Origin of the sequence: Planktothrix tepida PCC 9214 (assembly GCF_900009145.1) — a bacterium.
GTDB lineage: Bacteria > Cyanobacteriota > Cyanobacteriia > Cyanobacteriales > Microcoleaceae > Planktothrix > Planktothrix tepida.
Genome location: NZ_LN889815.1, coordinates 1 through 25,325 on the forward strand (window position 1 = coordinate 1; position 25,325 = coordinate 25,325).

Below are 25,325 nucleotides of genomic sequence, written 5' to 3' on the forward strand. Positions count from 1 at the left end.
TGTCAACGGCGATTTCGAGATGCTGAATCTTTCGATTCTCTGGGAGTTTTGATTATGATTTTATTCGCTTTTCTGTTCTTGGTTTCGATTCAAATTTTCAACCCCAGTCGGTCTCAAACCCCTGGAAGCCAATCTACATCCTTTCAATCTATTTAAAATTATGATACCCTTTTTAAAACCATATCTAAAAACACTTATATCTGATAGCAGCCCCCGTTAATTTCTTTCATTAAGAAGAAGACAGATTAAGTCAAATTCCCAATGGATCTTAACCAAATCAAAAATCCCAAAACCAAACTTATCCCTCTTTGATCACTTTGAGGGAAAAGCCTGATTTTTCGTCGGCTGAAAGGGCGTAACTTCGTTCAAATTCCCCTTAGTCAGAAAAGAGGGATTACGTTTGCATAACTCAAACAGATTTCTACGATACAGCAATGTACCCAATAGAAAAACTGTTATGAGTCGTACCTATTCCCGTCGTCACTATCAACCCTCTGTCCTAACCCCGAATCTCCTTTGGTGGAAATCTCCCTTAATCTTAGGTGCAATTTTAGCCGGAATTAGCATTATTGGCATAACCCTCTGGATTGAATATACGACCCAACGAGTCATCCATATTCGTGCTGATGATAGTTCCGATTCGGCTGAAAAATATGGAGAGCAAAGACAGCAACATTGTCAAGCCAGTGTTCACCATTATAAACCTGGTGATGTAGCAATTACAATCCCCTTTGCTGATCGTCCTGTAACAACAAAAAATATCTCTATTGGTAATAGTTTATCTTTAGTTGGTCAGTGCAAAGATACGCAGCGACCGATTAAGAGTGAACAGCTTGGAACTTCTCTAGTTTTATTATTAGAACGCATCCAAGGTGTAGTGCAAAAACAACGGAGTCGCCAAAATCTTAATCCGGTCGTAGTGACTATCACAATTCAGGATGCCGAACCTGGTCAAAATCAGCCTAAACTAGATTTGAACCGCGTTAAAGAACTCGTATATAGCATTACTGCTAACAAAGGTGCAGTTGCTTTCATGGTTGAAGATGAGGAATTACAAAATCAGCTAGATAATCAGCTAAGTTCTGAAGGAGATATTCAGGTTTGTTCTTTTAAGAATATCTCTGATTGTGTGAATTGGGGATTTGAAACTGGACGAAATTTAGGGAATAAGTAAGCCTCATAATTCTATCTATTCCATTCACTATCTCTATCTACATCTGCGTTGATCTGCGGTTAAATCCACCTTCAAAGTCAAAAAGCTTGCATAAATTTTCAGGGATTATCGATTAAATAGTACAAGCAATCAAACTCGCTCAAAGGAGTGTTACCTCAATGAATACCTCTCAATCCAACCACCAGTATCAGCTTCATATCTGGCAAATTGCCGATAGTTGGCGACATCTTCCCCAAGAAGTAATTAACCGTTTACCCAAACAATTAAAAGCCGACATCAGCGGACGAGTGGGAAAGTCTGCCGAATCTCGACAAGCTGAATCTCGCATTGAAGATATGGCTTCTGTTGCCAATCGCCAGCACAAATCCTCTACCAAACAAGCAACTAAAATTTTTGTAGCTGTAGTTGGTGCAATGACGTTTAGTGCAGGTACACAAGTTCTGACATCTCGTTTGGGTGCTGCGGCTTTACCTGCGGCGATGGTAGGTGGGGCAATGGCTAGTTATTTGGTAGACGATCGCACTACCAAAGTAATTACTAAAATGCGGATTGCCCATAGCACTCAGCAAGAATTACTAGCGATAAAGCGTCAGCAAGAATCTCATCCACCCGTTAATGAGTTGGGTACGTTATTTTACTCAACCCAAATGGGTTTGGTACAACAAGTTGAGGGAAAAAACCTCCAAAAACAGTTAGCTGTTGACGGTATTTTGGCGGGATTATTGAGTGCTGGGGAATTTGCTACTGCGCTTTGGATTGTATTGCAGTTGGGATTACCTGGGGGAATTTTGATTGAAACGATCGCAGCAAGTCTTCCTGTGACCTTAATTTGGATAGCAGCCGCCTTTCAAAGCGATCATTTTGAACTCCCAGAACATTATGCTGATTTAATCAACAAGTATCTGCCTTATGTGTTTCCGCCAGAAACCCTATCAGAAGCAGAAAAAATAGAATTATTGGCAGAAAAGGAAACGCAAGAAACGCGGCTAGATTGGTTAGTTAAATATGTGGCACAAGGTGATACTAGCCGACGGTTAAAGAATATAACAATGGCGGAGGCTGATTTTGATATTCAAGCAGCACAAAAACGCAAGCAACAGTTGGAACAAGAACGTGATCATGCTGTCGAACAACGTTGGTTTCAACACCGTGCTGAATTAGCGGATCTTCCCAATCAATTTCCACTACCAGAAATTGATATGACTGGCGCACCAGAAGAAATTAAAGAACGTCAGCAAAGAGTAGAACGACTGCGGGTACAGTGGGTACAACAGAAAAAAGCTGAATTAGAGGAAATTGTCTCACAAGATGTGAAAATGATCGCTCACCGTTATACTACTTTGATTCAGCAATCTGAAGAGGATATTGTTGCTGCCCAAAAGCGGTTTAACGAGGCAGATAGTAACTGGAGGCAAGAAAATCAGGATTTTGCGGACGATTTAGGCAATGCTGTCTGAAGTTCAAGAAACCGGGCTTTTCGAGCAAAATTCTGGTTTTGTGGGGAAGTTGAGCACCAAAAACCCCGTTTCTAGCCCTGGTAAAACTTCTTAGTTAAGAAAATCGGCATTGGATGAGGTGGGGGGTGCTTTCTGGGTATAATCGAGAGCATCCCTGTTGCTGCTTTAATTCACGCCCTTATGGATGATGCGTCGTTATGCCAATTAATTCGAGAAGCCTTGCACGATCCTAACAAGGCAAAGGCATTAGCATTAATGATCGACCAATTACCAGTTATCAAGGCATATCTCGGTAAAGGTTGGCTACCTTATTATGATGAAGCTGTGCCAATGACAGAAAGGGACGTTGAGCGCAACATTAAACGATTTCCTAAAATGTATCGTTTAAATTTAGAAACTGTCAACTGTCAAAATGCTTCTGAGGCTGCTAATGTTCGGAAACACTTTATAAACTGGGTAGTGATGATTCTCAAACGGGATTGCCATGATGTAAGCAGGCGTGCAAATCGACAAATTATTATTAGCATAAACACTCCTATAGGAGAAGATGGTTCAACACTTGAGAAAACGATAGATAGCAGTGAAACTCTGAATCCCAACGATACTCCACGTCTTAGTGGTTTAGATAAAATGATTGCTGAAGAGGATTTCCTAAAAAATCAAGAACAGTTAGCATTAATGGTTCGTTTGCTAGATAAAAATTTATCAAACTGCTATCCAGATGGATATTCCAAAGCAAATTGTTATGAATTATTCAAAAGAAGGGTATTAAAAAAACCGCCTCAACAATGGAGGGATATTGCTGAAGAGTTGCAAATTAGTTTGGGAACAGTAACTTCTCACTGGCATAGAAAATGTAAGCCAATGTTACCCAATATAGAATAAAACCTATAAAACTTAAGGAGAAAAAATGAAAAATATAGACAACTTTTATGTAACCATTCAGCTAACAAAAAAAGCACATGAAGATGCCCAAAAGTTTGCATCTAAACAAGCAAATAGTCAGAAAGTGAAACAAGTCTATCTGAACACCTTAGCTGTCTATGCTGTTTATGATTTTTTAGAATGGCTGAAAATTCAAACTGATTTGAATGCAGGAGACAGTTGGAATTCACTGATCCGCTCTTTCCACAACGTAGCAGATTTAGTAATTCCGAATTTAGGTAAACTCGAATGTCGTCCGGTTTTACCTGGAGAAACAGTTATTTCTTTACCTCCAGAAGTATCTGAGGATAGAATTGCTTATGTTGGAGTTCAATTTCAGGAACAATTAAACGAGGTAGAATTGTTGGGATTTTACCCCACAATAGATCCGCAGGCACCACTGGAAGAAATAAAAATTGCTAATCTTCAGCCGATAGAAACTTTAATTGATTACCTTGATCGCCTGGAATCAGCAAAAGATTTATTGGAGAGTAATGAAGAGGTAGCAAGAAAAGTTAGAGAAAAATTAGCAGAGCGATCGATTTCTGAAATTGCTGCTCAACTAGAGCGAATCTATCGCACTTGCGATAAATATGAACGGCGATATGCTGGGGGTGACTTTTTAGCAAGTTTTACAACTCCACAACAGGTTTCTCAGGGAGTTGCTGCATTTGTAGATAGAGAAGGATTTAATTTAGGAGAGTTAGAAGAGTTTCAAGATTTAGCTGAACGGTTGTTTGAAAAATTAGATGAAATTTGGGGGAATGAAGAAGCAGAAGAATCGTTTCAAACAGAAGCAACTATTGGCATTAAAGCTAAAACAACCACGATTGCAACACAGCCAGGAATTATAAATTTAAGCCGATGGTTAGAAAATATTGATGCTATTTTTGAGGATGGTTGGCGAAAGCTAGAAGATTTTATCAATACTCTAGAGGGCAATCAAATATTCAGATATGCTAGCGCTCCTCGTTCTCGGAGCAGTGTAACGGAAGAACCCTCAATCAGTGCGTCTAGAGTTGAAGAGATAGCATTGCTAGAACAGCGTATGGCTTTGCTTTTTAGCTGTCAATTAGAGAGCAGCCAAACGAGAGATATTCTTCTAAGGCTATATCCATTAGGCGAAGATAATACCTATTTACCAGCAGGCGTGCAATTGACTGTATTGGATGAAACAGGAGATATTTTTCTAGAAGCTACTGCTCGCAGTGCTGATAATTGGATTCAATTAGAATTCCGGGGTGAAGCAGGAGAGAGATTCAGTATCAAAATAGCACTTGGAAATGACAGTGCAACTTATAGTTTTGTTATTTAGTTTACAACGGGTTTACTAGAAAGGTTTGCTATGAGCAAATTAATCGTTTTAGGCATTGGTAACGGTGATTTCGAGCAAGGATTTCAAAGTGTTACTTTCCAAATTTTGGATGAGGGGGGTGTCTTAACAACACAATTGAGAGGAAGTTTACCTGCTGCACCTGAAATCCCGCGACTTTATACCCAATGGCAATCAGAATGTAACATGATTGAAACACGGTTTCGTTTGATGCCTAAAACGAACGTTACTCAACATTTATCAGAATCTGACCTAGAAGATGTGGTAAACACTTTGGCGGCTCGGTTTAATCAATGGTTAAGAGCAGAAACTTTTCTTTCTATTAGAAATAAGTTATTTAAAATAAATCCTTCAGAAGAAGCATTATTTATAATAGAAACTGAAGAGGAAAAACTACAACGCTTACCTTGGCATTTATGGGAATTTTTTGAGAGATACCCAAAAGTAGAAATAGCTTTTAGCGCTCCTCAGTTTGATCGCCCAAGTACAAACCTGTTTAGTTCCAGAACTCAAGGACGGCTTCTGGCGATTTTGGGTGATAGTAAAGGAATTGATTTGGAAGAAGATCGCATAGCACTGGAAAAATTACCCGATATAGAAATAGTAATGTTAGTAGAACCAACTTCTGAAGAATTTTCTAAGCAACTTTGGGATTATCGTGGCTGGGATATTCTCTTTTTCGCAGGTCATAGCGTGACAGAAACCTCCAATCAGCAGGGGAAAATTTTTATTAACCCGGAAGAAAGTAGGACAATATCTCAGTTAAAGCATAGTCTCCAAAAAGCTGTATCATCAGGGTTAAAATTAGCAATTTTTAATTCTTGTGATGGATTGAAAATAGCTAAGGAGTTGGCTGAATTACACATTCCTTATGTAATCGCCATGCGTGAACCAGTACCAGATATTGTCGCTCAAGTTTTCTTAAAATATTTCTTGTCAGCTTTTTCGCAGGGGCATCCTTTGCATTTAGCGGTGCGAGAAGCTAGAAAGAAATTGCAAAGTATAGAAGCAGATTTCCCTGGCGCTAGTGGGTTGCCGGTCTTGTTTCAAAATCCATCATTATCGCCTTTCACTTGGCAAGATTTACCGGGAATTGGGGTGGAATCAAAAATGTTTAATTGGGTAGTGATGCTAACAGATACCCAGGAAGATTTACCGGAAACTATGGGAAGACGTGCATTGTATCAAGCTGGAAAAGAAAGAACTACTGAATTTCAAAGAGGGTTGGAGAATTGGTTGCGAAAAAAAGGAGCGATGTCTGAAGTAAAAGCGATCGCACCTCCAACAACTTTTCCTGTCATCATGCTTAAATGTACTCACAAGGTTGCTCGTCTGATTGAATCTTACCCAGGAGTAGATTTTGTTTTACCTGATGGGGAAAACACAGAGCTTATTCTTTAGGACAATTGGCTCGATCTGTTAACTGAGGAACAAATCGAGCCAATCCCACACCAACACGCTCAGGAGGTTGGGTTGATAATGGGAAAGCAGTTTCTATCAGTTTTGCTTTCAATTCTTTTGCTTTCAATTGAGGTTTGTCACATAAGTAAAGCGCTGCAATTCCTGTTACATAGGGAGTCGCCATACTTGTACCACTCATTTTTTCATAGATTGATTGACCTTCACATTTTCTTTCTAAACTTGAGTGGATATCTACTCCATAACCAACTATATCGGGTTTAATAGTGCCTTCAGAGATACCACTGCCAGAGAAGTTGGCAATCTTTCCTTGTAAATCTACTGCACCTACACTAAAGCATTCTTTAAAAGCTCCAGGATAACAATACTCACCTTTACCATCATTACCAATTGCAACTATAGGTAGTACATCACGCTTTTCTACACAGTTTAGTAAGACGTTTCGCATTCTGTCAAGGTATGGTCTATATCTTGAAGAGTGTATTAAGGTTGAGGGAAAACCCAAAGACATATTTAATACCGCTGTCTGTTCTGAATTTTCCAACTCGCTCAATTTCTCCAGAAACCAGTCCAAACCTGAAATTATCCTGCGTAAAGTCGTCTCATAAGTTTCGCTTTCAATTATAGAAGCAACATACAATTTCGCTTCAGGCGCTATCCCGATATCTTTTCCCGCGATAATACCGCATACATGAGTCCCGTGACCTTCCGTATCGAAACCGCGCACATCGCGTCCTCCGAAAGAACTTAAGGGAACATAACGGTAATTTACTGTTTGATCGCAAAACTCTTGGTGGTCAGCATCTATACCCGTGTCTAATACTCCCACAAGGACACCAGAACCACGAATTCCTGATGAGTGCGCTAACTCAACTCCACTCTCTTCGGGCCAATTGATTTGTCTGTTGCCCAAATCTACTTCCTCCCTATCAATGCTCAACCGCTCGTCGTTAAGCTGAGACGAGCGTAAATCTTTTAAAAATTCTACAATGTGTTTGGTTCCTCCGCATTAAGTAGTGCAAAGATAAGTTAAAAGATAAATTGGGATAAATTACCTTTGGTGGAAGAGTCAACTATAAGTCAAACAGCACAGACAATTAGCATCAATAAGATAACAAATAGCATCAAAGTATACCATACTATAATGATTTGACCTAATCTTGTTTAACTGCATAACCATTGCTAATCTTCGCGATTAAAAGTTAGTTAACCAGGTACAAAAGCTATGGAAACTAACCCTATAAATCAGGAATTCACTGGAGCGATCGCCACTTTACCTTTACATCAATACCAGCCTAACACTTGGGAAACAGAACGGCTATTTCTCCGACCTTTTATTGACGAAGATTTGATAGATCTTCATCGAGTGTATAGGAATCCCGAAGTCATGCGTTTTGTTGTCAATAAAACGAAAATAAATTTAGCAGAAACAGAGGCAGAACTAAAAAGTTATCTTGACCACTGGCAACAATATAATTTTGGTCATTTTGCGATTATTCACAAAGAATTGGATGTGTTGATTGGTCGTAGTGGACTCTATTTTAATGAACGCTCTCCCTATCCCCAATTCGGTTATATTTTAGACAAACCCTACTGGGGTCAAGGTTTGGGAACAGAGTTAGCTTTAGCTAACTTAGACTATGGCTTTAATATCCTAAATTTTGAAACAATTGCTGCCTTTGCGATGGTGGAAAATTCGGCTTCTCGGAAAATTCTATCAGAGAAATTGAAGATGCGGTTACTAACAAAGCAATTTCACTATTTACAGGGGACTTTAGCTTATTATGTTATTGAGCGATCGCAATATTTAACCCAGCAAATGTTACATTAGTTTACAGCAATCCTATTGCCTGTTGCGCTCTGATGCTAACATAATAATTACAAGTGAAAGCGCAAAATTTTGCTTATTTAAGTGAGTCAAAGAATTGCGATCGCCCCGCTCACACATTAACTTTACAAGGCTATGGCTATGGGGAAGCTAGTCGTTATCAAAATCGGGTCAGGCAGCTTTGAGCAAGGGTTTCCGGTAACGTTGTATATTGGGGAAGACGGCGCCAATTTCCACACTTCCCTTGATGGCAACTTACCCCCAAATCCCGAAATCGACTGCCTGTATACGATTTGGCAGTCGGAGTATCGCAACTTTCTCAACCCTCCTAAAGTAGAACGGCCATCGCTGGGAAAAAAGCCACCTACACAACAAAGGACATCGTATTCTGTTGCTGATGTCAATGAAAAAGCTGAAGATTAGACCTCTTGCAAAAAAAATCTATGCTATGATGACAAATTTTCACTTTTAGACCCTAATGTCAACTCATAATTATAAATAGCTGACAACAAATTACAACGAAGACCATAACGGCGACGACGATTCCGATAACGACTCGATAAGATTCTGAAAATTTTGAGGCTCCGATTAACGTGTTCAATCACAATTCGTTCATGAGATAAAGCTAGATTATAGTCTTTTTCTAAATCCGTGCATATTGCCATTTTTGGGTTTCTTTTTGGGGACATAGCTGTTGAGCGTGATAATCCTTAATTCCTTGATAGCCACTATCTTGTAAGCTATCAGTTTGGGGATGAAAATGAATTTTGCTTTTTTTGAATAAACTGAAGTCGTGGCAATGTCCTTGTCCAAAATTTGTACAAATAATCTGTTTAGTTTTTTGATCAATTACTAACTGAATTTTGAGGGTGTGATGTTTTTTCTTCCCTGAGTAACATTTTTTCTGTTTTTTTTCGGTCTTTCAATAGCCGTTTCTGTGACATCCATTACTACGATTTCGGGGTAACTAGAATCTCGAATTAATGCTTTTTTCCCGAAATCCTAAACTTTCCTGTTTTCATTAAAGTTGATTCAATGTCAGCGACAATTCGACAAATCGTTGATTCTGACACTCCCCAATTTGTCCCAATATGAAAATACGTTCTGTATTCTCGCTCCTTTTCCAAGGCTACTATCCCTCTTCTGTCAGTCTCCGAGGAGTAAAATTAGAAAATAAACCAGATGGGTAGCTAGAAGGGAGATAGGGTAATGGATGTAGAATTACAGATGCTCAAACATTTAGCCCGAGATGCACAACCAACAGTTTCCGTGATTGATGAATATTGCCAAGGTTATAAAGACCTATTCCCAGAAGTTATAAGTTACGAATGTTTTAAATACTTACATCTAGGAATCATCTCACCAATTCCGAGAAAATCTTTACCTGAAATTGCTAAAATAGTAGGAATTAGATCGCCACAATCACTCCTATCAGTACATTAGATAAATTTGGATTACCTTGGGTGCTGTCAATAAGAAGTAATCATGGAGTCTGGATGTCAAGCCATCAGACAGTTAGGACAAACAAATGGTGTAAATTTGAGAGAATTTTTAGCAATGAAGAATCAGAAACTAGATATATTAGAGAAATCATATTTGGGAAAAGAAGTCCGAGAACCTATTGGGAAATTACCACAGATCCAGAAACGATGCCAGAAGCCTCAACTTCGTTTGTGATGACAAATTTAACAGAGAACAGAAGCCAGCTTAAAAAGACATTAGGTAATTTATACGGGTTAAGAACATGGGTGGAATATGGATTTCGACAATGTAAACAAGAACTGGGTTGGACTGATTATCGGTTGACGGATTTTCCAGATATAGAAAAATGGTGGGAAATCATTTTCTGTGTGTATTTAATGATTAGTTTCAACTCCGAAGTTTTCCGGTCTTTAAGTCAAGGTATTCCCCGAGAATCTGAGAGCAAAAAAACACCGCAGATTGCTCGAATCACCGACAATGGAATCATAAAGAGGGATGGAAAAATGTTTTAAATAATCTGCGTTTAATAATTCAGCCTACTATTATATTGTGGTTGATTGTCCCGTGGCTAGATATTTTTCCTGACCGTTATTTATTGCGTGGTTTTCATAAATTAATTCAGAATATTAATCAATTTCAATCTTATTTTCCGAATGGATAACTCTACTTTTTATGACTTGTTGATTTCGGAGACTGACAGAAGAGGGATATCTCCTCTTGAACAGCATCAAAAATAAGTAACTTAAGTTGATGTTCAGCAATTAATTCTTGAATAAATCGATTGGTAAAAAAGTCATTATATACATCTTGGTTTATTGCCAAATACAAAATCCTAAGCTGACATATTATAGTAACCTTACCCTTCTAGCGAACTGCGATCGCACTGCCAAAACTTCTCCCCACTTGCATAAACATCCTCCTCCCCAACGATACAGAAATAAGGGGCAAAAACACCAGGTAGCCACAAAAAAAGAAAAATTCCCACGCTACCTCTGCATAAAACTCAAACAACCCCACGACTAAACATTAGAAAGCAATCAAGAGGTTACTAAATGACACGCCAAGTCGATCTTAACGAACTCCGACGCACGATGCTAGATAACCAAAGACGCGGAGAAATTCTCCCCACTAGCACAGCCAGAAAAATTTCTGTTGATCGTGACGGAAAAATTATCCTTGGGGATACAGAGGGACGTATAACTTCTGAAGTGCAGCAAGGAATTTGGGCTGCAACGCTGCTAGAACGTGATCGCCAAATTGTTGCTCATAAGTTGCCCTCTAATACTCAAGAACTCTCCATCGGTGGAGTAACAGGTTGGGGCTACCGTATCGTTAGTGAGTTAGGCGATCCTTATATGCTATTCGCTTACAACGATGGCAGCTTATACCAAGTCTTAGTTGTTGCACCTGATCTCGTTGGTCTTTGTAACCCTCACGATGTACATCTGTTCAATGATGGTCGCATTTGCTTTGGTGATACTGGCGGACTTCCTACATTAGAACAAGCCTACGCCAAATCTGTAGTTTGGGCGACAGGCTTCAGCGTTTTCGCCCGCACGGGTCAGTTCCCTTTTTCTACCAACAACCTTTAAGAATTTGTAGCACCTCATGTTCTAAAAAGCTGGATTTCTTGAACAAGCAGAAATCCAGTTCTGGACTTACCTCTTTAACTGAAAGTAACTCATCAAACCATGTCAAACTTACTGTATATTTCCCAACAAGTCATTCGTGAAATTGAACAGGATATTGCTATCTATCCTCCTGAACGTGGGGGAGCATTACTAGGGCCAATTGGAAAACCGATTGTAACGCGCTTTCTTTTTGACGGGGAAGCCATTACTAGCTATACAAGTTACCGCCCTTCTCGAACTCTAAATCAACAGGTTAAGCAGGTCGAACTCTCAGAAAATCTGGAATTGAAAGGAATTATTCACTCTCATCCCAATGGGATGGATCGGCCATCAGGACAAGATGAGTACGAGTTAAAGGTAGGTCTTGAACTCAATCCCCACATGGCTTTTTACTTAGCACCGATAGTTACTACCCTACAATCTCATCAACATCTACGAGAACATGAATTAAGGGTAGGACGAGATGCAAAAATCTCCTTCTTCAGTGCTTACCGACAACAAGGCGGTAGCATTCGAGTCGAACCGATAGCTGTTCAAGAAATCAGCGCTATCGAGTTAGCCCAAATTGAGCAAAACCTAGCACCAGTAGCACTGCCATCATCATCCAAAAAGATATTATTACAACCTCACCTAGAGCGGATTTGTCAGCACTTCGGCAGCAATGTACCACCTGAAATCTTTATCACTGAAATTGAGGGAATCTCCATCCCCGTTGGTCGTGTCATCCTCAATGGTGGCTTAGAATTGCTTTTCCTCCTTAGTCAGTCTTACCCTGTGACACCGCCTATCTTGTGGGTAACACCGATGGGGGGAGACACTGAACAGGTAGAACTGCCTTGGTCATTAGTTACACCTCCAGAAGAACGGTTGGTCAAGGCTATAACTAGCCTGATCACAGGTCATGGCCCCTACCAAAAAGTCTTCCGACCCTTGGGAAAGTCAGGTCTGACCACCGACGCCAAAATCGCCGCTTTAGCTGGCTGGAGTGGTTACTATTCAGAGATTGATCCAAAACAAGCTGCGATAGAACTGCAACAAGGTTTGTTTGCGCGGAGTACAGGACTCCTCAGCCAACATATTAGTGAGAAGCGGGTATTGATTGCGGGAACAGGTTCGGTGGGTTCATACTTGGCTGAACAGTTGGTTCGCAGTGGGGTGGGAAAGTCAATACTAATTGACCCTGAAAAGGTGGAAACAGCAAATTTGTGTCGCACGAATTATGAGATCTCGGATATTGGACAGCCGAAGGTGAAGGCGTTGGGGCGACGGTTGCTCAATATTAACCCGTTGGTGGAGTTGACCTTAGAGGAAAAGAGCTTATCAGCGTATGAGGTAGCAGAGTTTGATGCTTTGGTACGGGAAGCAGATTTAATTGTGGCGACAACCGATGACCAAGCAGCCCAGCGCATTCTCAACCGTTTTGCTTATTTTCACGGTAAACCTGCGTTGTTTGTAGGATTATATAAGGGTGCAGAAGGTGGAGAAGTCATTTTTACAATTCCCAAGCGGACTCCCTGCTACCTGTGTGCTACTGCTAACCGCCATCAAGCTGAATTAGATTTAGGACGGGTAAGTGCGGATGGAGATTATGGAAGCAATGGTCGAGTGATGGGTGAAGTGGCGCTAGTAGCGGATATCCACCACGTTACCAGCGTTGCGGTGAAGATGGCGCTGTCGTTGTTGCTGCCAGAGGATGCACAGGTGAAGCTGAAGGGATTTTTGAATCCAGCAATTGAGGCGGGGTTTAATTATCTGACGCTTTCAATGGTTCCAAATTACTGGTTTTATCCTGCGATTTTTGGGGATACGGCGGGACAGTATGCTTATCAAAGTGTGTGGTTGACCGCGCAGCATCGGGAAGAGTGTCCGGTGTGCGGTGGTGTTCATCATCGGGTTGATCCGCGCACAATACCATTGCAGGAGTTACAGGCAGGTGATATTCGCGCTGCTTTAAGTCGCTCTCTCTCTTAATAATAGTTGAAACGGTCAATTGCTCGAACTCAGAGGAAATTTTCCTTCCTCTGAGGTTTGACATTACAAGCATCACTTCATGTGAGTGTAAGTAGTCGGACATCAATAAACCGAGATCAGTAAAGAACTGTAAAAATGACTTAATCTCCTACGATTGCCCATTGCCCATTCTAAGAGTGTCTAATCGCCACAGTTAACTTAACTTTTGACCGACTACTTATACCTCTATAGTTCTCTAGAATTTTCTCGATTCCTCTTAAAAGATTAAATTTTATTACAAAAGTGGGAGGTCAACGTAAAAATCATGGGTACGCTTCAAATAGAAACATAAACGATGCTCATTCTATACTGCTGAAATCTGAAATTTATGTTGCATTGCATAAATCCGAAAGGATTTTTCGATAGTGCAATAAGATTGAAACAAGGTTCAAACGCTCCCTCTCAATAACTTACCTTAGCTTGATCAGGAGGCAATCCCAATATGCTTAAGTGTCCTGTATGCAGTTCAGATATTACAACAGAAGAAGAAATGTGTCTCAATTGTGGTTATGAGCTAAAACCCCAGCCACTTATAATCGATGCACCACCTCCAGTTTCTCCGGTTCCTATCCCTGCCCTCGTTGAATTATCAACCGTGGAAACAACTTCTATTATACCTGAGCCACTTGAATTCTCTCCTAACGACAAGATTCCTATAACAAGTGCGAACATCATTCTAAAACGTGGTGGGACTAAAACTACACAAATGTTTTCAATTGAAGGAGAAAGAGTAATTATTGGCCGTTTCGACCCTGATAGTGGCCCTGTTGATATAGATTTAGGCTGCCTACCGGAATCTGAAGCTGAATATATTTCGCGCCACCATGCCGAAATTCGACAGGACGGGTCAGGAGAATACTTTATTAAAGATTTGAGTGCTAAAAACGGCACGTTTTTCCGTGCAAGTGGGCAATCCAAGTTTCAGCGCGTCATTGATGAACAGGTAATTCATGATGGAGACGAGATTGCACTAGGGAATGTCCAATTTGAGTTTCGTGTTGGATAGCTAATTAAAACTGTTTTGCTGACTGGAGATGTCCTGTGTGTAATTTAGTTTTCTCGAACGAACAAGAATTGCCCTTAGTGCTAGATGATCAAGCTGAACGGACTTCTGACTCGGCACAAGGCATACCAACAGAGTTAGAAGAACTGATTGAACCTCTCTCAATGTCGCCTCTGCCAAAACCTTTAGTCGCTGATGCTGTGGTAACAGCACCTTGTGAGCAGTCATTTCGTATTGTTATGTTACAGCGTACCGAGTCCCAAGTGAACCTTTACGAAGCTGTTAATCAAGACGAGCAAACTGTTTTGCTACGGGAAACGTTGAGTGAAACAGAAGCAGCAGCGCGATCGCACCACGAAGCAGAAGTTTTAAGGGGTTTGGACTGTGCCATGTTTCCTCAGCTTATGGGTTGCTTTGAAAGTGATCACAGAACCTTTGTTGTTACTGAATCTTTACCCCTAGATTCTACCCTCGCTGACGTTCTAGCAAGTGTAGAACCACAGCTGCCTGAAATTCTTTCCATACTGGCTCAAGTCACTTTTGCCCTCAGTCACCTGCACGCAAACGGTTGGGTAAACTTAGGTCTGCGACCCAGCCACATACTCATCCAACCCATAAAAATCCTTGATTGCTCTTACGCTACTCGCATCGGCGAGATGCCAACTCGTAATTTCTCCCACGCTGGTTACTCTCCACCCGAACTCAGTATGGAAGTGCCAGTCGATGCACGAGATGATATTTATGCAGTGGGAGCAATGCTCTACCAAGCAGTGACTGGGCAAAAAATTCCTGAAACAGGCTTAGAGTTCAGCTTCCTACCACCTATTGCTGGCGCACGACAGATTATTTCCCGTTGTCTCGGTAGCCGAGAATCGCGTTACGCACAGATGGAACATTTGCATAAAGATTTACTGCGTTTGAAGAACCAGCTCGAGCCAAAAGTTAGTTATTCCTTAGCCACTACAACTTCTATTGGGTTAGAACCAAGTCGCACCACTAATCAAGATACCTATGGGTATCTGAGTGGGCAACTGGTATCTGAGATAGAGGATCAAGCTTGGGCGATCATAACTATTGCTGATGGCATGGGAGGTATGGCAGCAGGAGAGGTTGCAAGTGCGGTAGCCGTTAAAGCGGTGTTAGCAGAAGCTGCTACAACATTTGCTTCCGCTCGTCAGATGACTGCTGACGAACAAACGGAACAGGTCAAACAGTGGGTTAGTACGGCCAATCAACGAGTCTGTGCAGCGATGGAAAAACACCAAGCACGCGGAGGTTGCACGCTACTTTGTGCTTGTTTAGTAAATCGATGCTTAACGATTGCTCATGTGGGGGACTGTCGTCTCTACTTGCTCCGGCAAAACGAAGTTAGGCTGCTTACCCGTGATCATTCCCTAGCGCAAGCGCAAGTCTTACAAAATCAAATTCAGATGGAGGAAGTGCGTCGCCATCCAGATCGCAACCAACTCACCCGTTCCTTGGGCGATCGCCAGCCCCTACCCGATTACTATATCGATACTCTCGAACAAACCACGGATCAAACGGTCATGGAGTTGCGCTCAGGAGATGTATTGCTGCTGTGCAGCGATGGCTTGTGGGAACCCGTGTTGGAAGCAGATATGCTCCAAGCAGTATGCAATCTTACACCAGACTTAAAATCTACCGCTAATGAGTTACTGAAAATTGCTTTGCAGCGGGGTGCGCCAGATAACGCCACCGTTATTTTGTTGCGTCTTGACGAAATTACTGTACCAAAGGAAGGATGAACCATGCTGAATGTCCTTGTTAAATCCCACCGTACCAGCCTCAAAGCTAATGCGACTGAGGTGCAAAAACTCTTCGTGATGCTCAAGCTAATCCCAAAAACCGAGGTAGCTAAAGCACGGCCCCCATTAGTTTTAGCTTTAGTGATGGACACCAGTAGCTCAATGCAGTTGTTTGCTGACCAGCAGAAAGCCGAGAATGAAATCAGTAGGAGAGGGCTACAACGGCAACAGCAAACGACTAGCGACGGAAAGTATGAAGTTGTTGACTTATCTCTGCCTAGCAAACTTGAACAGGCGATCGCATCTGCACACGCTCTGATTGACGACTCCCGGCTCCTACCCGAAGACAAGGTGACAGTCATTCATTTTGACGATGATGCCAAGGCGATCTTACCTCTGACACGCTTATCAAGTAAGCAAGCAGCGCATACAGCTATTGATTCTCTACGGCAATACTCAGGCGCAACTCACATGGGTAAGGGATTGGACTGTGCTAAACAGCAGTTATGCGATCTTCCAGGACAGGTTGCCAAGCGAGTGTTGTTGCTGACTGATGGGCAAACGTTTGATGAGTCAGAGTGTCGAGCAGTCGCACCCCAATTTACTGAGGCTAACACACCTATCATTGCGATCGGACTGGGTGATGAGTATAACGAAGAACTATTGCTGGAGTTAGCGCAAGTTACTCAAGGACGACCTTATCACCTACAAAAGATAGAGGAACTGGGGCAGATTCTCAATGAAGAAGTGGGGACTTCAGTACGAGAAGTGGTGACGAATCTGCAAGCTACAGTCTCTACCGTTAAAGGAGTGACTTTGGATACCATCACGCGGGTTTACCCCAGTCTCAGTGATGTAAATCTAACGGATTCGCAGCATCGGCTCGGCAACATTATTGCGGGAGATTACACGGTCTTTATTTTAGAATTCACGGTATCGGGAGTAGGACGACCACCAAGCCGAGTCCGAATTGCCCAATTAGGATTAGTAGGCGATGCACCTGGCTTAGGACGACGTGAAGAGTTTCCACCACAAGACTTATTTGTGGAATTTACCACAGATGAGAGAGCCATCGCCGAAGTAGATCCCGAAGTGCAGGGCTACCTACAGCAAAAAAACGTAGATCGCATGGTTCAGGATGCTGTGCGAAGTGCCAAAGAAGATCCTAATCGAGCGCGACAGACGTTGCAAGTAGCAGTGAACATGACTAAACGATTGGGTAATTCTGCTGTGACTAAGATGCTGGAAAACACTTTGGACGAATTGAATAAAACCGGAACAATTTCTCCTAATACGGCTAAAACAATTCGTGCAGGGGGTAGAACAAAGACTATTAAAACTCAGGGGGCGAAACAAATGGAGAGTGTGCCTTCGCAAGATGAAATTCGGCGATTGACAGGCGCATAAGCATAATAAGGAGGCAGGAATATGAGAGTTTGTACTGGGTAGAAGTTTAATTACTATACCCTCTAACTCTCAGCCTTTGATTCTTTAATAAACACACAAAAGGGTTATATTCTCCCTATACTTCAATACACCATAGGCAAAAATTAAAACTCTCTCGGCTCTGGGGTATATCATGTTTGAGAGGTTCAATGAAAAAGCTATTAAAGCTATCATCTTAGCCCAAGAAGAGGCTCGTCGCTTGGGACATAATTTTGTTGGTACGGAACAAATTCTATTGGGGTTAGTAGCAGAAGGAACTGATATAGCTGCCAAAGCATTAAAATCTATGGGTGTAAATCTTAAAAATACCCGCTTAGAAGTAGAAAAAATTATTGGTAGGGGGTCAGGGTTTGTAACTTCAGAGATTCCTTTTACTCCTAGAGCTAAGAGAATTCTGGAATTTTCCTTGGAAGAGTCTCGCCAATTAGGACACAATTATATTGGGACAGAGCATCTTTTATTAGGATTAATTCGGGAAGAGGAAGGCGTAGCGGTTAGGGTACTGGAAAATTTGAAAGTTAATTTTTCAAGGATTCGCAAGCAAGTTCTCCTCATCTTAAATAGATCTGAAACTCCTGATACTTTTAATAAGCCCACTGAAGGAAGAGTATTTGAACATTTTACCGAAAAATCTATCAAAGCCTTTATGCTAGCCCAAGAAGAATCCCGCCGTATGGGGCATAACTTTGTTGGCACAGAACAAATTCTATTGGGTTTAATTGCTGAGGCGACTGGTATTGCAGCTAAAGTTCTTAGAGACAAGGGGATTAAGTTAAAAAATGTCCGCATTGAAGTTGAAAAAATTATTGGTCGAGGTTCAGGCTTTGTAGCAATAGAAATTCCTTTTACCCCACGAGCTAAACGAGTGTTAAAGTTATCGTTAGAAGAAGCGCAACAACTACAATGCTTCTCTATTGATACGGAACATCTCTTATTAGGACTGCTTCAAGAAGGTGAGGGTGTAGGGGCTAGGGTGTTAGAAAACTTGGGGTTAAATCTCTCAAAATTACGCACTCAAATTATTGGCACATTAGGTAAAACATTTCAAGCTTCTGATAGCAGTATCTCCTCTGTAGCTTTAACATCTGAATCCTATAAAAAAGTAGATGTTCCATGTCCTGTTTGTCATTTTCAAAATTCAGCGAGCGCAACTTCCTGTGCCTCTTGCGGTAGTCCTTTAACCAGGAACAGTACAACACTTGATGCTCTGCCCCCTGGCTCAAAACTTTTGGCAGGAGCCTATACAGTTGGTAAGGTGTTAGGACAGGGAGGTTTTGGTATCACCTACTTAGGTAGCGATACACAGTTAAAAAGTCTAGTTGCGATTAAAGAGTTTTTCCCTCAAAACTGTCGTCGGCAAGGTAGTACACTAACTTTTGCAGGTACCTGGACGCAAGTTACTTTCCTTGATGCTAAACAGAGGTTTTTAGAGGAAGGAAGAACTTTAAGGCAATTTAGCCATCCTGGAATTGTGCGGGTATTTCATGCTTTTGAAGAAAACAATACTGTCTATTTAGTAATGGAGTATCTACGTGGGAAGAATCTAGCAGCTTTACTAGAGGAAGGTAACGAAAGAATGAGTGAACTTGAAGCCGTTGGTTGCATTCAGAAAATCTGCAAAGCTCTAGAAGTTGTTCATCAAGCTAACTTTCTGCATCGAGATATTAAACCAGAAAACATAATCGTAACGGAAGACAGGCGGATCGTTTTAATCGATTTTGGTGCAGCCAAACAGTACATATCAGGAAAAACGCAGAAGCATTCAACAGTTATGACACCTGGGTATGCACCTTTAGAGCAATACGCACAGCAGGCGAAACGCGGAACTTACACTGATATTTATGCTTTGGGAGCGACTTTATATCATTTGCTTACTGGTGAAATGCCAGTATCAGCGACAGATAGAGCAGTAGGAGTAGAGTTGCGATCGCCGGAGCAACTAAATCCTAATGTTAGTCAACAAGTTGCACAAGCAGTCATGCAAGCGATGGCAATGAAAATCAGTGATCGCCCTCAATCTGTCGGTGAGTTTCTTAGCCTATTTTCTTCTGAGATTGATGATGTTTCTAATAGCTTAGAACAGTTGGATAACTTATTCCGTAATCTAGTTAGCCAGTATCATCCATTTGCCGAATATCTTGGGTTTAAAAAATCTGAAGAGGGATTCACCGTTAGCTATCGGGGGACAGGTGATGTGCAATATATACAGATCAACAAAGAAGGGAATATCATTGATGACACAACTATGGGTACAATCCGGTCTTTACGGATGTTTGTTATAGGTGCTGCACTATTAGGAGGGGTTAATCAACTTTGGAATAATTGGGAATGAGGTTAAACTTATCGATAAAATCTTGAGTAATTCTGCATAATTTAATTGCAAAATAATATTAAGTTTAATTTAAGATTTATGAATAAAAAACGAGTTATTTTGAACCTAAAAAACGGCAATTTAAAACGGGGATTTACTGTCAATTTGCAGATTTTTGATGAGAGTCCTTTGCCCTTAGCTGAAATATCTGGTAAATTACCGCCTGCTTTTAAAATACTCAAAGAGTATAGTGGTTGGCAATCAGTCTATTGTCAAATATGCCGTGACTATAACCAAAATCAAATAAAAAATGTTTCAATAGATGACTTTGTTTCTAAATCCGAAAATTTAGGTAGATCTTTTAAGAAATGGATAAGCTCTAATAAGTTTCGCCCGATTCAAGATAAAATACTAGAAAAATTAGGAAATGATGACGAAATACAAATAATTATTCAGACAGACTATGAGTTAGTAAGACGAATGCCTTGGCATTTGTGGACTTTACTTGAAAATTACCCAAAAGCAGAAATTGCTTTTAGTTTTACTAATTTTGAGAGAGTTTCTAAATCGTTACAACCAAAAGACAAGGTAAGAATATTGGCAATTTTCGGTACTCGCCCTCACATGCAAACTGGTATTCCTATTGACAGTGATGTAGATAGGCGGTTGTTGGAGAGTTTACCCGATGTTGAAATAGAGTTTATGGAAGAACCAAAACGCATTGAGATTAATGATAAATTAAGAGATGAAAAAGGCTGGAATATCTTATTTTTTGCAGGACATGGTGGAAGCCAAACGTCAGGTTATAAAGGCTGTATTTATATTAATGAAACAGAGTTTTTGACAGTCAAAGGTTTAAATTTTTCTTTAAAAAAAGCAATTGATAATGGCTTAAAAATAGCAATTTTTAATTGTTGTAATGGATTAGGTTTAGCAGAGGATTTAGCAAAGTTACACATTCCCCAAGTAATTGTTATGCGGGAAGTTGTTCCAGATAGAGTAGCACAGGAGTTCCTCAAGTATTTTCTTCAGGCATTTTCCCAAGGTAAATCGTTATATCTTGCGGTGCGTGAATCTAGAGAACGGCTACACGAGAACTTAGAGTACCCTTTTCTCAAAGAAGATTTTTTTCCTTGTGCCAGTTGGTTACCAGTAATTTGCCAGAATTTAGCAGAAGAACCACCAACGTGGCAGAGTCTTCGTGGTATTAATTCAGAAATTAATTCTCACCCCCTTTACGGGACAGCTACAACAGAAATAACGCTACCCACTTCTAATTCCCCCAACACTAACGAAGGGTCAATCGAACAGCAACAACAAACAGGATCTGTTGATGAAGCTTCGCCAGAACAGCTATTTAATAACATCAAAATCACAATGCTAGGAGCCAGTGGGTCTGGCAAAACAAGCTACATGGTTAGTATGTATTCGGCAATGCAGACAGGAGTAAACGGCTTTACCCTGACTGCTAAAGATATGGACGTTGACCTGAAATTAACCGCTCTGTGGGAGAAATTAGTTGATGTTAAAGGAGCAGATCGATGGCCTCAATCAACTTATACAGGAGTCAAAAATTATGCTTTTGAGCTTAACTACGGCTTTCATCCAATTATGGGTTTTGAGTGGCTGGATTATGGGGGTGATGCTATGAGCGATCGCTCTACCGAACAAGATGTTCAAAAATTGGTTGAACACACCTTAAAATCCTCGTGTTTGTTTTTATGTATATCAGGAGAACATCTAAGTAAAAAAGCTGACTGGACTACAGTTAGGCAAATTCAGAGTAATCGGATGAGTCTATTTATCCAAAAAATTGGTGATCAGTTAAAACCTACGATAAAACAACCTTTTCCTGTAGCTATAATTATTACAAAATATGACCTTTGTAATCATCGTTTCAAAAGAGGAATAATTGAGGATGTGAAGCAAATATTTCAACCATTTTTTACTCCTGATTCTAGTTGGCTAACAATGATTTGTCCAGTAAGTCTGGGAAAAACTCTAGTAAAAGATACTGAGTATAGTACTATTGAACCCGTCAATGTTCATTTACCTATTATCTTTGCAATTTATTCTGTATTACGCAACCACGGCTGGCAATTAAATCAATTCAAGGAGAGTGATTCCTTTATTAAATGCTTTAATAGCACAGCCATCCAGAACCAGCCCAAAAGATTTCAAAATTTAGAAAGCGAAATTAACGAAATTCAGTCAAAAATAAAGCTACTGGCTCAAGAGTTGGAAAAAGTATCTATCTTTCTGGCTGGTAAGGAGGTGGAAATTGATATTTGAATCGGTAGAGCTATTAAAAAACAACACAAACTAAAAAAAATGCTTTGTCCTATTTGTGGCTATCAAAATCAACCAACTGCAAAGTTCTGCATCGTCTGTGGTGCATCATTAACCGATGTAAAACTTGAAGTCCTACCTTTTGATACTCAACTGTTAGGTGGTGAATACATCGTCTATAAAGTGCTAGGACAGGGAGGCTTTGGCATTACTTACTTTGGCAATGAAGTGTTGCTAAAACGTCCTATTGCCATCAAAGAATTCTTTCCCGCAGGCTGCCATCGACAGGGTAGCACCGTAATTTCAGCAGGTAACTGGACAGTAGCAAGTTACAACCAAGCGAAACAACGATTTTTGCAGGAAGGGCAAACTTTAGCGCAATTTAATCACCCAGGAATTGTGCGAGTGTTCAAATATTTTGAGGACAATAATACAGCTTACATAGTCATGGAATATTTGCAGGGCAAAAATTTAGCTGATCTACTAGAGGAGCGTGGCGAACCCCTGAAAGAGTGGGAAGCTGTGAGTTACGTCGAGAAGGTCAGCAAGGCACTAGAAGTTATTCATCAAGCCAACTTTTTACACCTAGATATCAAGCCAGACAACGTAATGGTAACAACCGATAGACGAGTGGTGCTGGTGGACTTTGGTGCTGCCAAAGAGTATCTAGCTGGTAAAACGCAGTTGCTTTCGAGAACCGTCACACCAGGATATGCTCCTTTGGAGCAGTATGCAGAGCGAGCTAAACAGGAACCTTATATGGATATTTACGCTTTGGCAGCAACTCTGTATCACCTGCTAACTGGGCAAATGCCTGTCTCAGCAGTAGACCGAGCCGTGGGGGTAGAATTGCCCGATGTGCGACAGCTAAACCCTAAAGTTAGGCCATTTGTGGCAGAGGCAGTGATGCAAGGGATGGCAATGGAAGTTAAGCGACGACCTCAGTCAGTGGGAGAATTCCTCAACCTGCTGCATGGTCGGAAATCGAGTCCCTCCAACCCAGAGGCAAGAATGGAGTTTTACAAGCCAGCAAAAGACCCTTGGGGAGCATTTGGTGAACCTGACGAAACTTCCACAGACTCATCGGAAAAATCTAGCAACTGGTTTTAAGGAGAAAAAATTATGAAGATTGTTGAATTAGGACATACAGGAGTCGGCAAAACAACGTATATGGCATCCATGTACGGAGCTTTGCAAAAGGGAATAGAGGGGTTTACTTTGAGGGCGAGCGATAAAAGCGATCACACCAGATTGTTAGAACTTGCTAAATCAATTCAACGGGGTAAATATCCTTCTCCTACAGACCAGAGAAGCGAGTACAACTTTTATCTACAATATCAAGGTAAAGACGTTTTTCATTTCAACTGGGCAGACTATCGAGGTGGAGCACTCCGTGAGAAACAGGACAGCGAACAAACTCAACTCTTAATCCGCGACCTCCGCGAAGCTGATGGGATTATGATGTTCTGTGACTGTCAAGCGTTAGCGCGTGGTGATAGTCGCACTAATCAAATTGGGCGGATAGCGAGTTTTATCAATAATGCGATTAATCAAGGTCTGGATCATCCAATCTCCCTAGCAATAGTTCTGACCAAAGCTGACCTTGTAGAAGATATAGACGAAAGTATACTGAGTCCCCTTAAAGGTTTAATCGAGTCTATTAAAGTTAGCGAATTGGTACAAGGTGCAATTCTGCCCGTTGCCTGTGGTATCGAGCCAACGAATGTGGAAGTTCCGGTGCTATTTGCACTCCATGTAGGAGTTTATTTAAAAGCTGTCTATTTAGCTAAAGAGATCGAGGATCATCAAAAAATGGCTGAATATTACGAGGAACAAACTAAAGGCATTGGTGGGTTTCTTAAAGAGTTATGGGATGAATTTCAAGGAAATATAACTTACAGAGATTTAGCTCGAAGTCGCATGGAGAAAGCTATAGAAAAATATAAACAATATGAGATAATTATCGAACCGACTCAAGCCCTCAGCAAATACATATACGGTGAAGGTTAGAAAATTAAAGCTTTAACTTAAAATCAGAATACAAAACTAAGGAGTAGTGTTTTATGTCGAATTGGGCATCTCTAGTATATGGTCGGACTTATGAAGTAGACTTTCGCTTCATAACAATTCCTGATGACTTCACTGTTGAAAACAAAGATTGGGCTTGGGATTACATTCGCGTTACCACTCGCACAGCAGAAAATCTGGCGAATAATCCCCGTTGGGTGCTATTCAAAAATGAATGTCACTGTGTTGTTGGTGTGACTTGTATGGTGAGAGAATTGATTGGTCAATCAACAGATAAAAGTTCTGAAAACTTAACTAAAGATTCTAAAGGAAGACCTCTGTATATTTTCATTGGCTATGTAGCTAAAGTTAATGAACTGCATGGCTTACCACCAATCATGCCTTATGGTAATTTGGATATTTTTAAACCCTTGTATGATTATGTACGAGATCACTGGTTGGTCAAGTCTTACGAAGCAGCTAGTAAAACTCCCTTTCTGTCTGAATACAGGGAACTCAGTTACTCCCCTAAAGCGGTTACAGATTTTGATCGACAATACTTTACTTTGAATACAAAGGATGTGCAAAGCGTGGATTTGTGGCCGGATTTAGCAGACGCTCGCCAAAATCTTTGGATAGCAGCTTCCGAATATATCGTTAATTTTCCAGACGAATCTATGTCTTTATGTTTGGGACTAGCTAACCAAAAAGATGCGTCATCAGGGCCGTTTTTAAACGTTACAGCCACTAGCATCAAACAGAAACAAAGAACTTCAAAATTCATAGAATCACCGATGGAACACCGAGAAATCTCGCAACCTCCAAGTACAAGAGGGCAAGCCAATGTAGTCAGAGAAGCAGCACAGAAAAAACCTAGAAAAATTGCAGTTGAGCCTGTTGAATTAATGGGTGTAGGAATTGGTGCATGGCTGGTGTCGAGAATCGCTGGAATACCAGGTTTACTGATAGGTGGTGGAATAGGGTGGATAGCAGCAGGTTCTTTAACGGGTAAAGGAATAGGGGGAAAAATGGTGCAAAAAACTCGTCAGCTATTGGGTAGCGGTGAAGGAACAAACCCGTATTCAGAAAAAAGACAGTCAGAAAGATCTCGCCGTTATTCTCAGTTTGACGAGCAAGAGGATTTAGGCTATGGATTCAGATCAACTAACAAAAAAAATCGCCCAAATCTTTCAGAAAATTCTCAAGGTGAAGATTCTGAATGGTTTTAAATATTATCTATTTTCA

20 protein-coding genes and 2 pseudogenes are annotated in these 25,325 nt (G+C 40.9%); 18 read left to right on the forward strand and 4 right to left on the reverse strand.

What is annotated here, in order from left to right:
* Positions 1-457 precede the first annotated feature (457 nt).
* From PL9214_RS26700 to PL9214_RS26720, 5 genes are all read left to right on the forward strand, one after another.
* On the forward strand, positions 458-1,174 hold the full coding sequence (locus tag PL9214_RS26700; RefSeq protein WP_072722362.1) for a hypothetical protein: 717 nt from the start codon (positions 458-460) through the stop codon (positions 1,172-1,174).
* A gap of 158 nt (positions 1,175-1,332) precedes the next feature.
* Positions 1,333-2,631: a hypothetical protein gene (locus tag PL9214_RS26705; protein ID WP_072722363.1), complete on the forward strand. Its 1,299-nt coding sequence runs from the start codon at positions 1,333-1,335 to the stop codon at positions 2,629-2,631.
* Positions 2,632-2,811: 180 nt separating this feature from the next.
* On the forward strand, positions 2,812-3,516 hold the full coding sequence (locus tag PL9214_RS26710) for an RNA polymerase sigma factor (RefSeq protein ID WP_072722364.1): 705 nt from the start codon (positions 2,812-2,814) through the stop codon (positions 3,514-3,516).
* A gap of 25 nt (positions 3,517-3,541) precedes the next feature.
* Positions 3,542-4,870 (forward strand): DUF1822 family protein, encoded by a 1,329-nt coding sequence (locus PL9214_RS26715; RefSeq protein ID WP_072722365.1) that lies wholly within the window; start codon positions 3,542-3,544, stop codon positions 4,868-4,870.
* Positions 4,871-5,161: 291 nt separating this feature from the next.
* Complete coding sequence (locus PL9214_RS26720) at positions 5,162-6,289, forward strand: CHAT domain-containing protein (protein ID WP_186440474.1); 1,128 nt, start codon at positions 5,162-5,164, stop codon at positions 6,287-6,289.
* Here the strand turns inward: PL9214_RS26720 and PL9214_RS26725 are convergent.
* Positions 6,279-7,220 (reverse strand): S8 family peptidase, encoded by a 942-nt coding sequence (locus PL9214_RS26725; protein ID WP_072722367.1) that lies wholly within the window; start codon positions 7,218-7,220, stop codon positions 6,279-6,281. The two genes, PL9214_RS26720 and PL9214_RS26725, sit on opposite strands and share 11 nt — an antisense overlap.
* A gap of 312 nt (positions 7,221-7,532) precedes the next feature.
* Here PL9214_RS26725 and PL9214_RS26730 point away from each other — a divergent pair, with 312 nt between their 5' ends.
* Positions 7,533-8,138: a GNAT family N-acetyltransferase gene (locus PL9214_RS26730; protein ID WP_083580212.1), complete on the forward strand. Its 606-nt coding sequence runs from the start codon at positions 7,533-7,535 to the stop codon at positions 8,136-8,138.
* A gap of 53 nt (positions 8,139-8,191) precedes the next feature.
* A complete protein-coding gene (locus PL9214_RS32820; protein ID WP_281250374.1) occupies positions 8,192-8,320 on the forward strand; it encodes a hypothetical protein in 129 nt (42 codons plus the stop codon).
* A 261-nt stretch (positions 8,321-8,581) separates the two neighbouring features.
* Here PL9214_RS32820 and PL9214_RS33125 read toward each other — a convergent pair.
* Positions 8,582-8,997: pseudogene (locus PL9214_RS33125) on the reverse strand (transposase family protein).
* A 118-nt stretch (positions 8,998-9,115) separates the two neighbouring features.
* Complete coding sequence (locus PL9214_RS32835) at positions 9,116-9,262, reverse strand: helix-turn-helix domain-containing protein (protein ID WP_186440475.1); 147 nt, start codon at positions 9,260-9,262, stop codon at positions 9,116-9,118.
* Positions 9,263-9,344: 82 nt separating this feature from the next.
* On the opposite strand from PL9214_RS32835, the pseudogene PL9214_RS26755 reads away from it, so the two are divergent.
* Positions 9,345-10,278 (forward strand): annotated as a pseudogene (locus tag PL9214_RS26755) (transposase).
* A 2-nt stretch (positions 10,279-10,280) separates the two neighbouring features.
* On the opposite strand, the gene PL9214_RS33130 reads toward PL9214_RS26755, so the two are convergent.
* Complete coding sequence (locus PL9214_RS33130; protein WP_367400254.1) at positions 10,281-10,445, reverse strand: element excision factor XisH family protein; 165 nt, start codon at positions 10,443-10,445, stop codon at positions 10,281-10,283.
* A gap of 224 nt (positions 10,446-10,669) precedes the next feature.
* Between PL9214_RS33130 and PL9214_RS26765 the strand changes: the two genes are divergently transcribed.
* The 10 genes from PL9214_RS26765 to PL9214_RS26820 all read left to right on the forward strand — a co-directional run bounded on the left by PL9214_RS26765 (position 10,670) and on the right by PL9214_RS26820 (position 25,309).
* Positions 10,670-11,209 (forward strand): hypothetical protein, encoded by a 540-nt coding sequence (locus PL9214_RS26765; RefSeq protein ID WP_072722370.1) that lies wholly within the window; start codon positions 10,670-10,672, stop codon positions 11,207-11,209.
* A gap of 99 nt (positions 11,210-11,308) precedes the next feature.
* Positions 11,309-13,219 carry a ThiF family adenylyltransferase gene (locus tag PL9214_RS26770; RefSeq protein WP_072722371.1) on the forward strand — a complete coding sequence of 637 codons (1,911 nt, stop codon included), beginning with the start codon at positions 11,309-11,311 and terminating at the stop codon, positions 13,217-13,219.
* 481 nt (positions 13,220-13,700) lie between these two features.
* Positions 13,701-14,264 (forward strand): FHA domain-containing protein, encoded by a 564-nt coding sequence (locus PL9214_RS26775; RefSeq protein WP_072722372.1) that lies wholly within the window; start codon positions 13,701-13,703, stop codon positions 14,262-14,264.
* Positions 14,265-14,299: 35 nt separating this feature from the next.
* Positions 14,300-16,027 carry a protein phosphatase 2C domain-containing protein gene (locus tag PL9214_RS26780; protein WP_072722373.1) on the forward strand — a complete coding sequence of 576 codons (1,728 nt, stop codon included), beginning with the start codon at positions 14,300-14,302 and terminating at the stop codon, positions 16,025-16,027.
* Positions 16,028-16,030: 3 nt separating this feature from the next.
* Positions 16,031-17,434: a vWA domain-containing protein gene (locus tag PL9214_RS26785; RefSeq protein WP_072722374.1), complete on the forward strand. Its 1,404-nt coding sequence runs from the start codon at positions 16,031-16,033 to the stop codon at positions 17,432-17,434.
* Between the two features lie 172 nt (positions 17,435-17,606).
* Positions 17,607-19,805, forward strand: a complete 2,199-nt coding sequence (locus PL9214_RS31635) for a serine/threonine-protein kinase (RefSeq protein ID WP_072722375.1) — start codon at positions 17,607-17,609, stop codon at positions 19,803-19,805.
* 78 nt (positions 19,806-19,883) lie between these two features.
* On the forward strand, positions 19,884-22,076 hold the full coding sequence (locus PL9214_RS30275) for a CHAT domain-containing protein (RefSeq protein WP_139295174.1): 2,193 nt from the start codon (positions 19,884-19,886) through the stop codon (positions 22,074-22,076).
* Positions 22,077-22,115: 39 nt separating this feature from the next.
* Positions 22,116-23,183, forward strand: coding sequence for a serine/threonine-protein kinase (locus PL9214_RS26810; protein ID WP_083580233.1), 1,068 nt, complete (start codon positions 22,116-22,118; stop codon positions 23,181-23,183).
* A 12-nt stretch (positions 23,184-23,195) separates the two neighbouring features.
* Positions 23,196-24,083 carry a TRAFAC clade GTPase domain-containing protein gene (locus PL9214_RS26815; RefSeq protein WP_072722376.1) on the forward strand — a complete coding sequence of 296 codons (888 nt, stop codon included), beginning with the start codon at positions 23,196-23,198 and terminating at the stop codon, positions 24,081-24,083.
* A 53-nt stretch (positions 24,084-24,136) separates the two neighbouring features.
* Positions 24,137-25,309, forward strand: a complete 1,173-nt coding sequence (locus PL9214_RS26820) for a hypothetical protein (RefSeq protein ID WP_072722377.1) — start codon at positions 24,137-24,139, stop codon at positions 25,307-25,309.
* Positions 25,310-25,325: the final 16 nt, after the last annotated feature.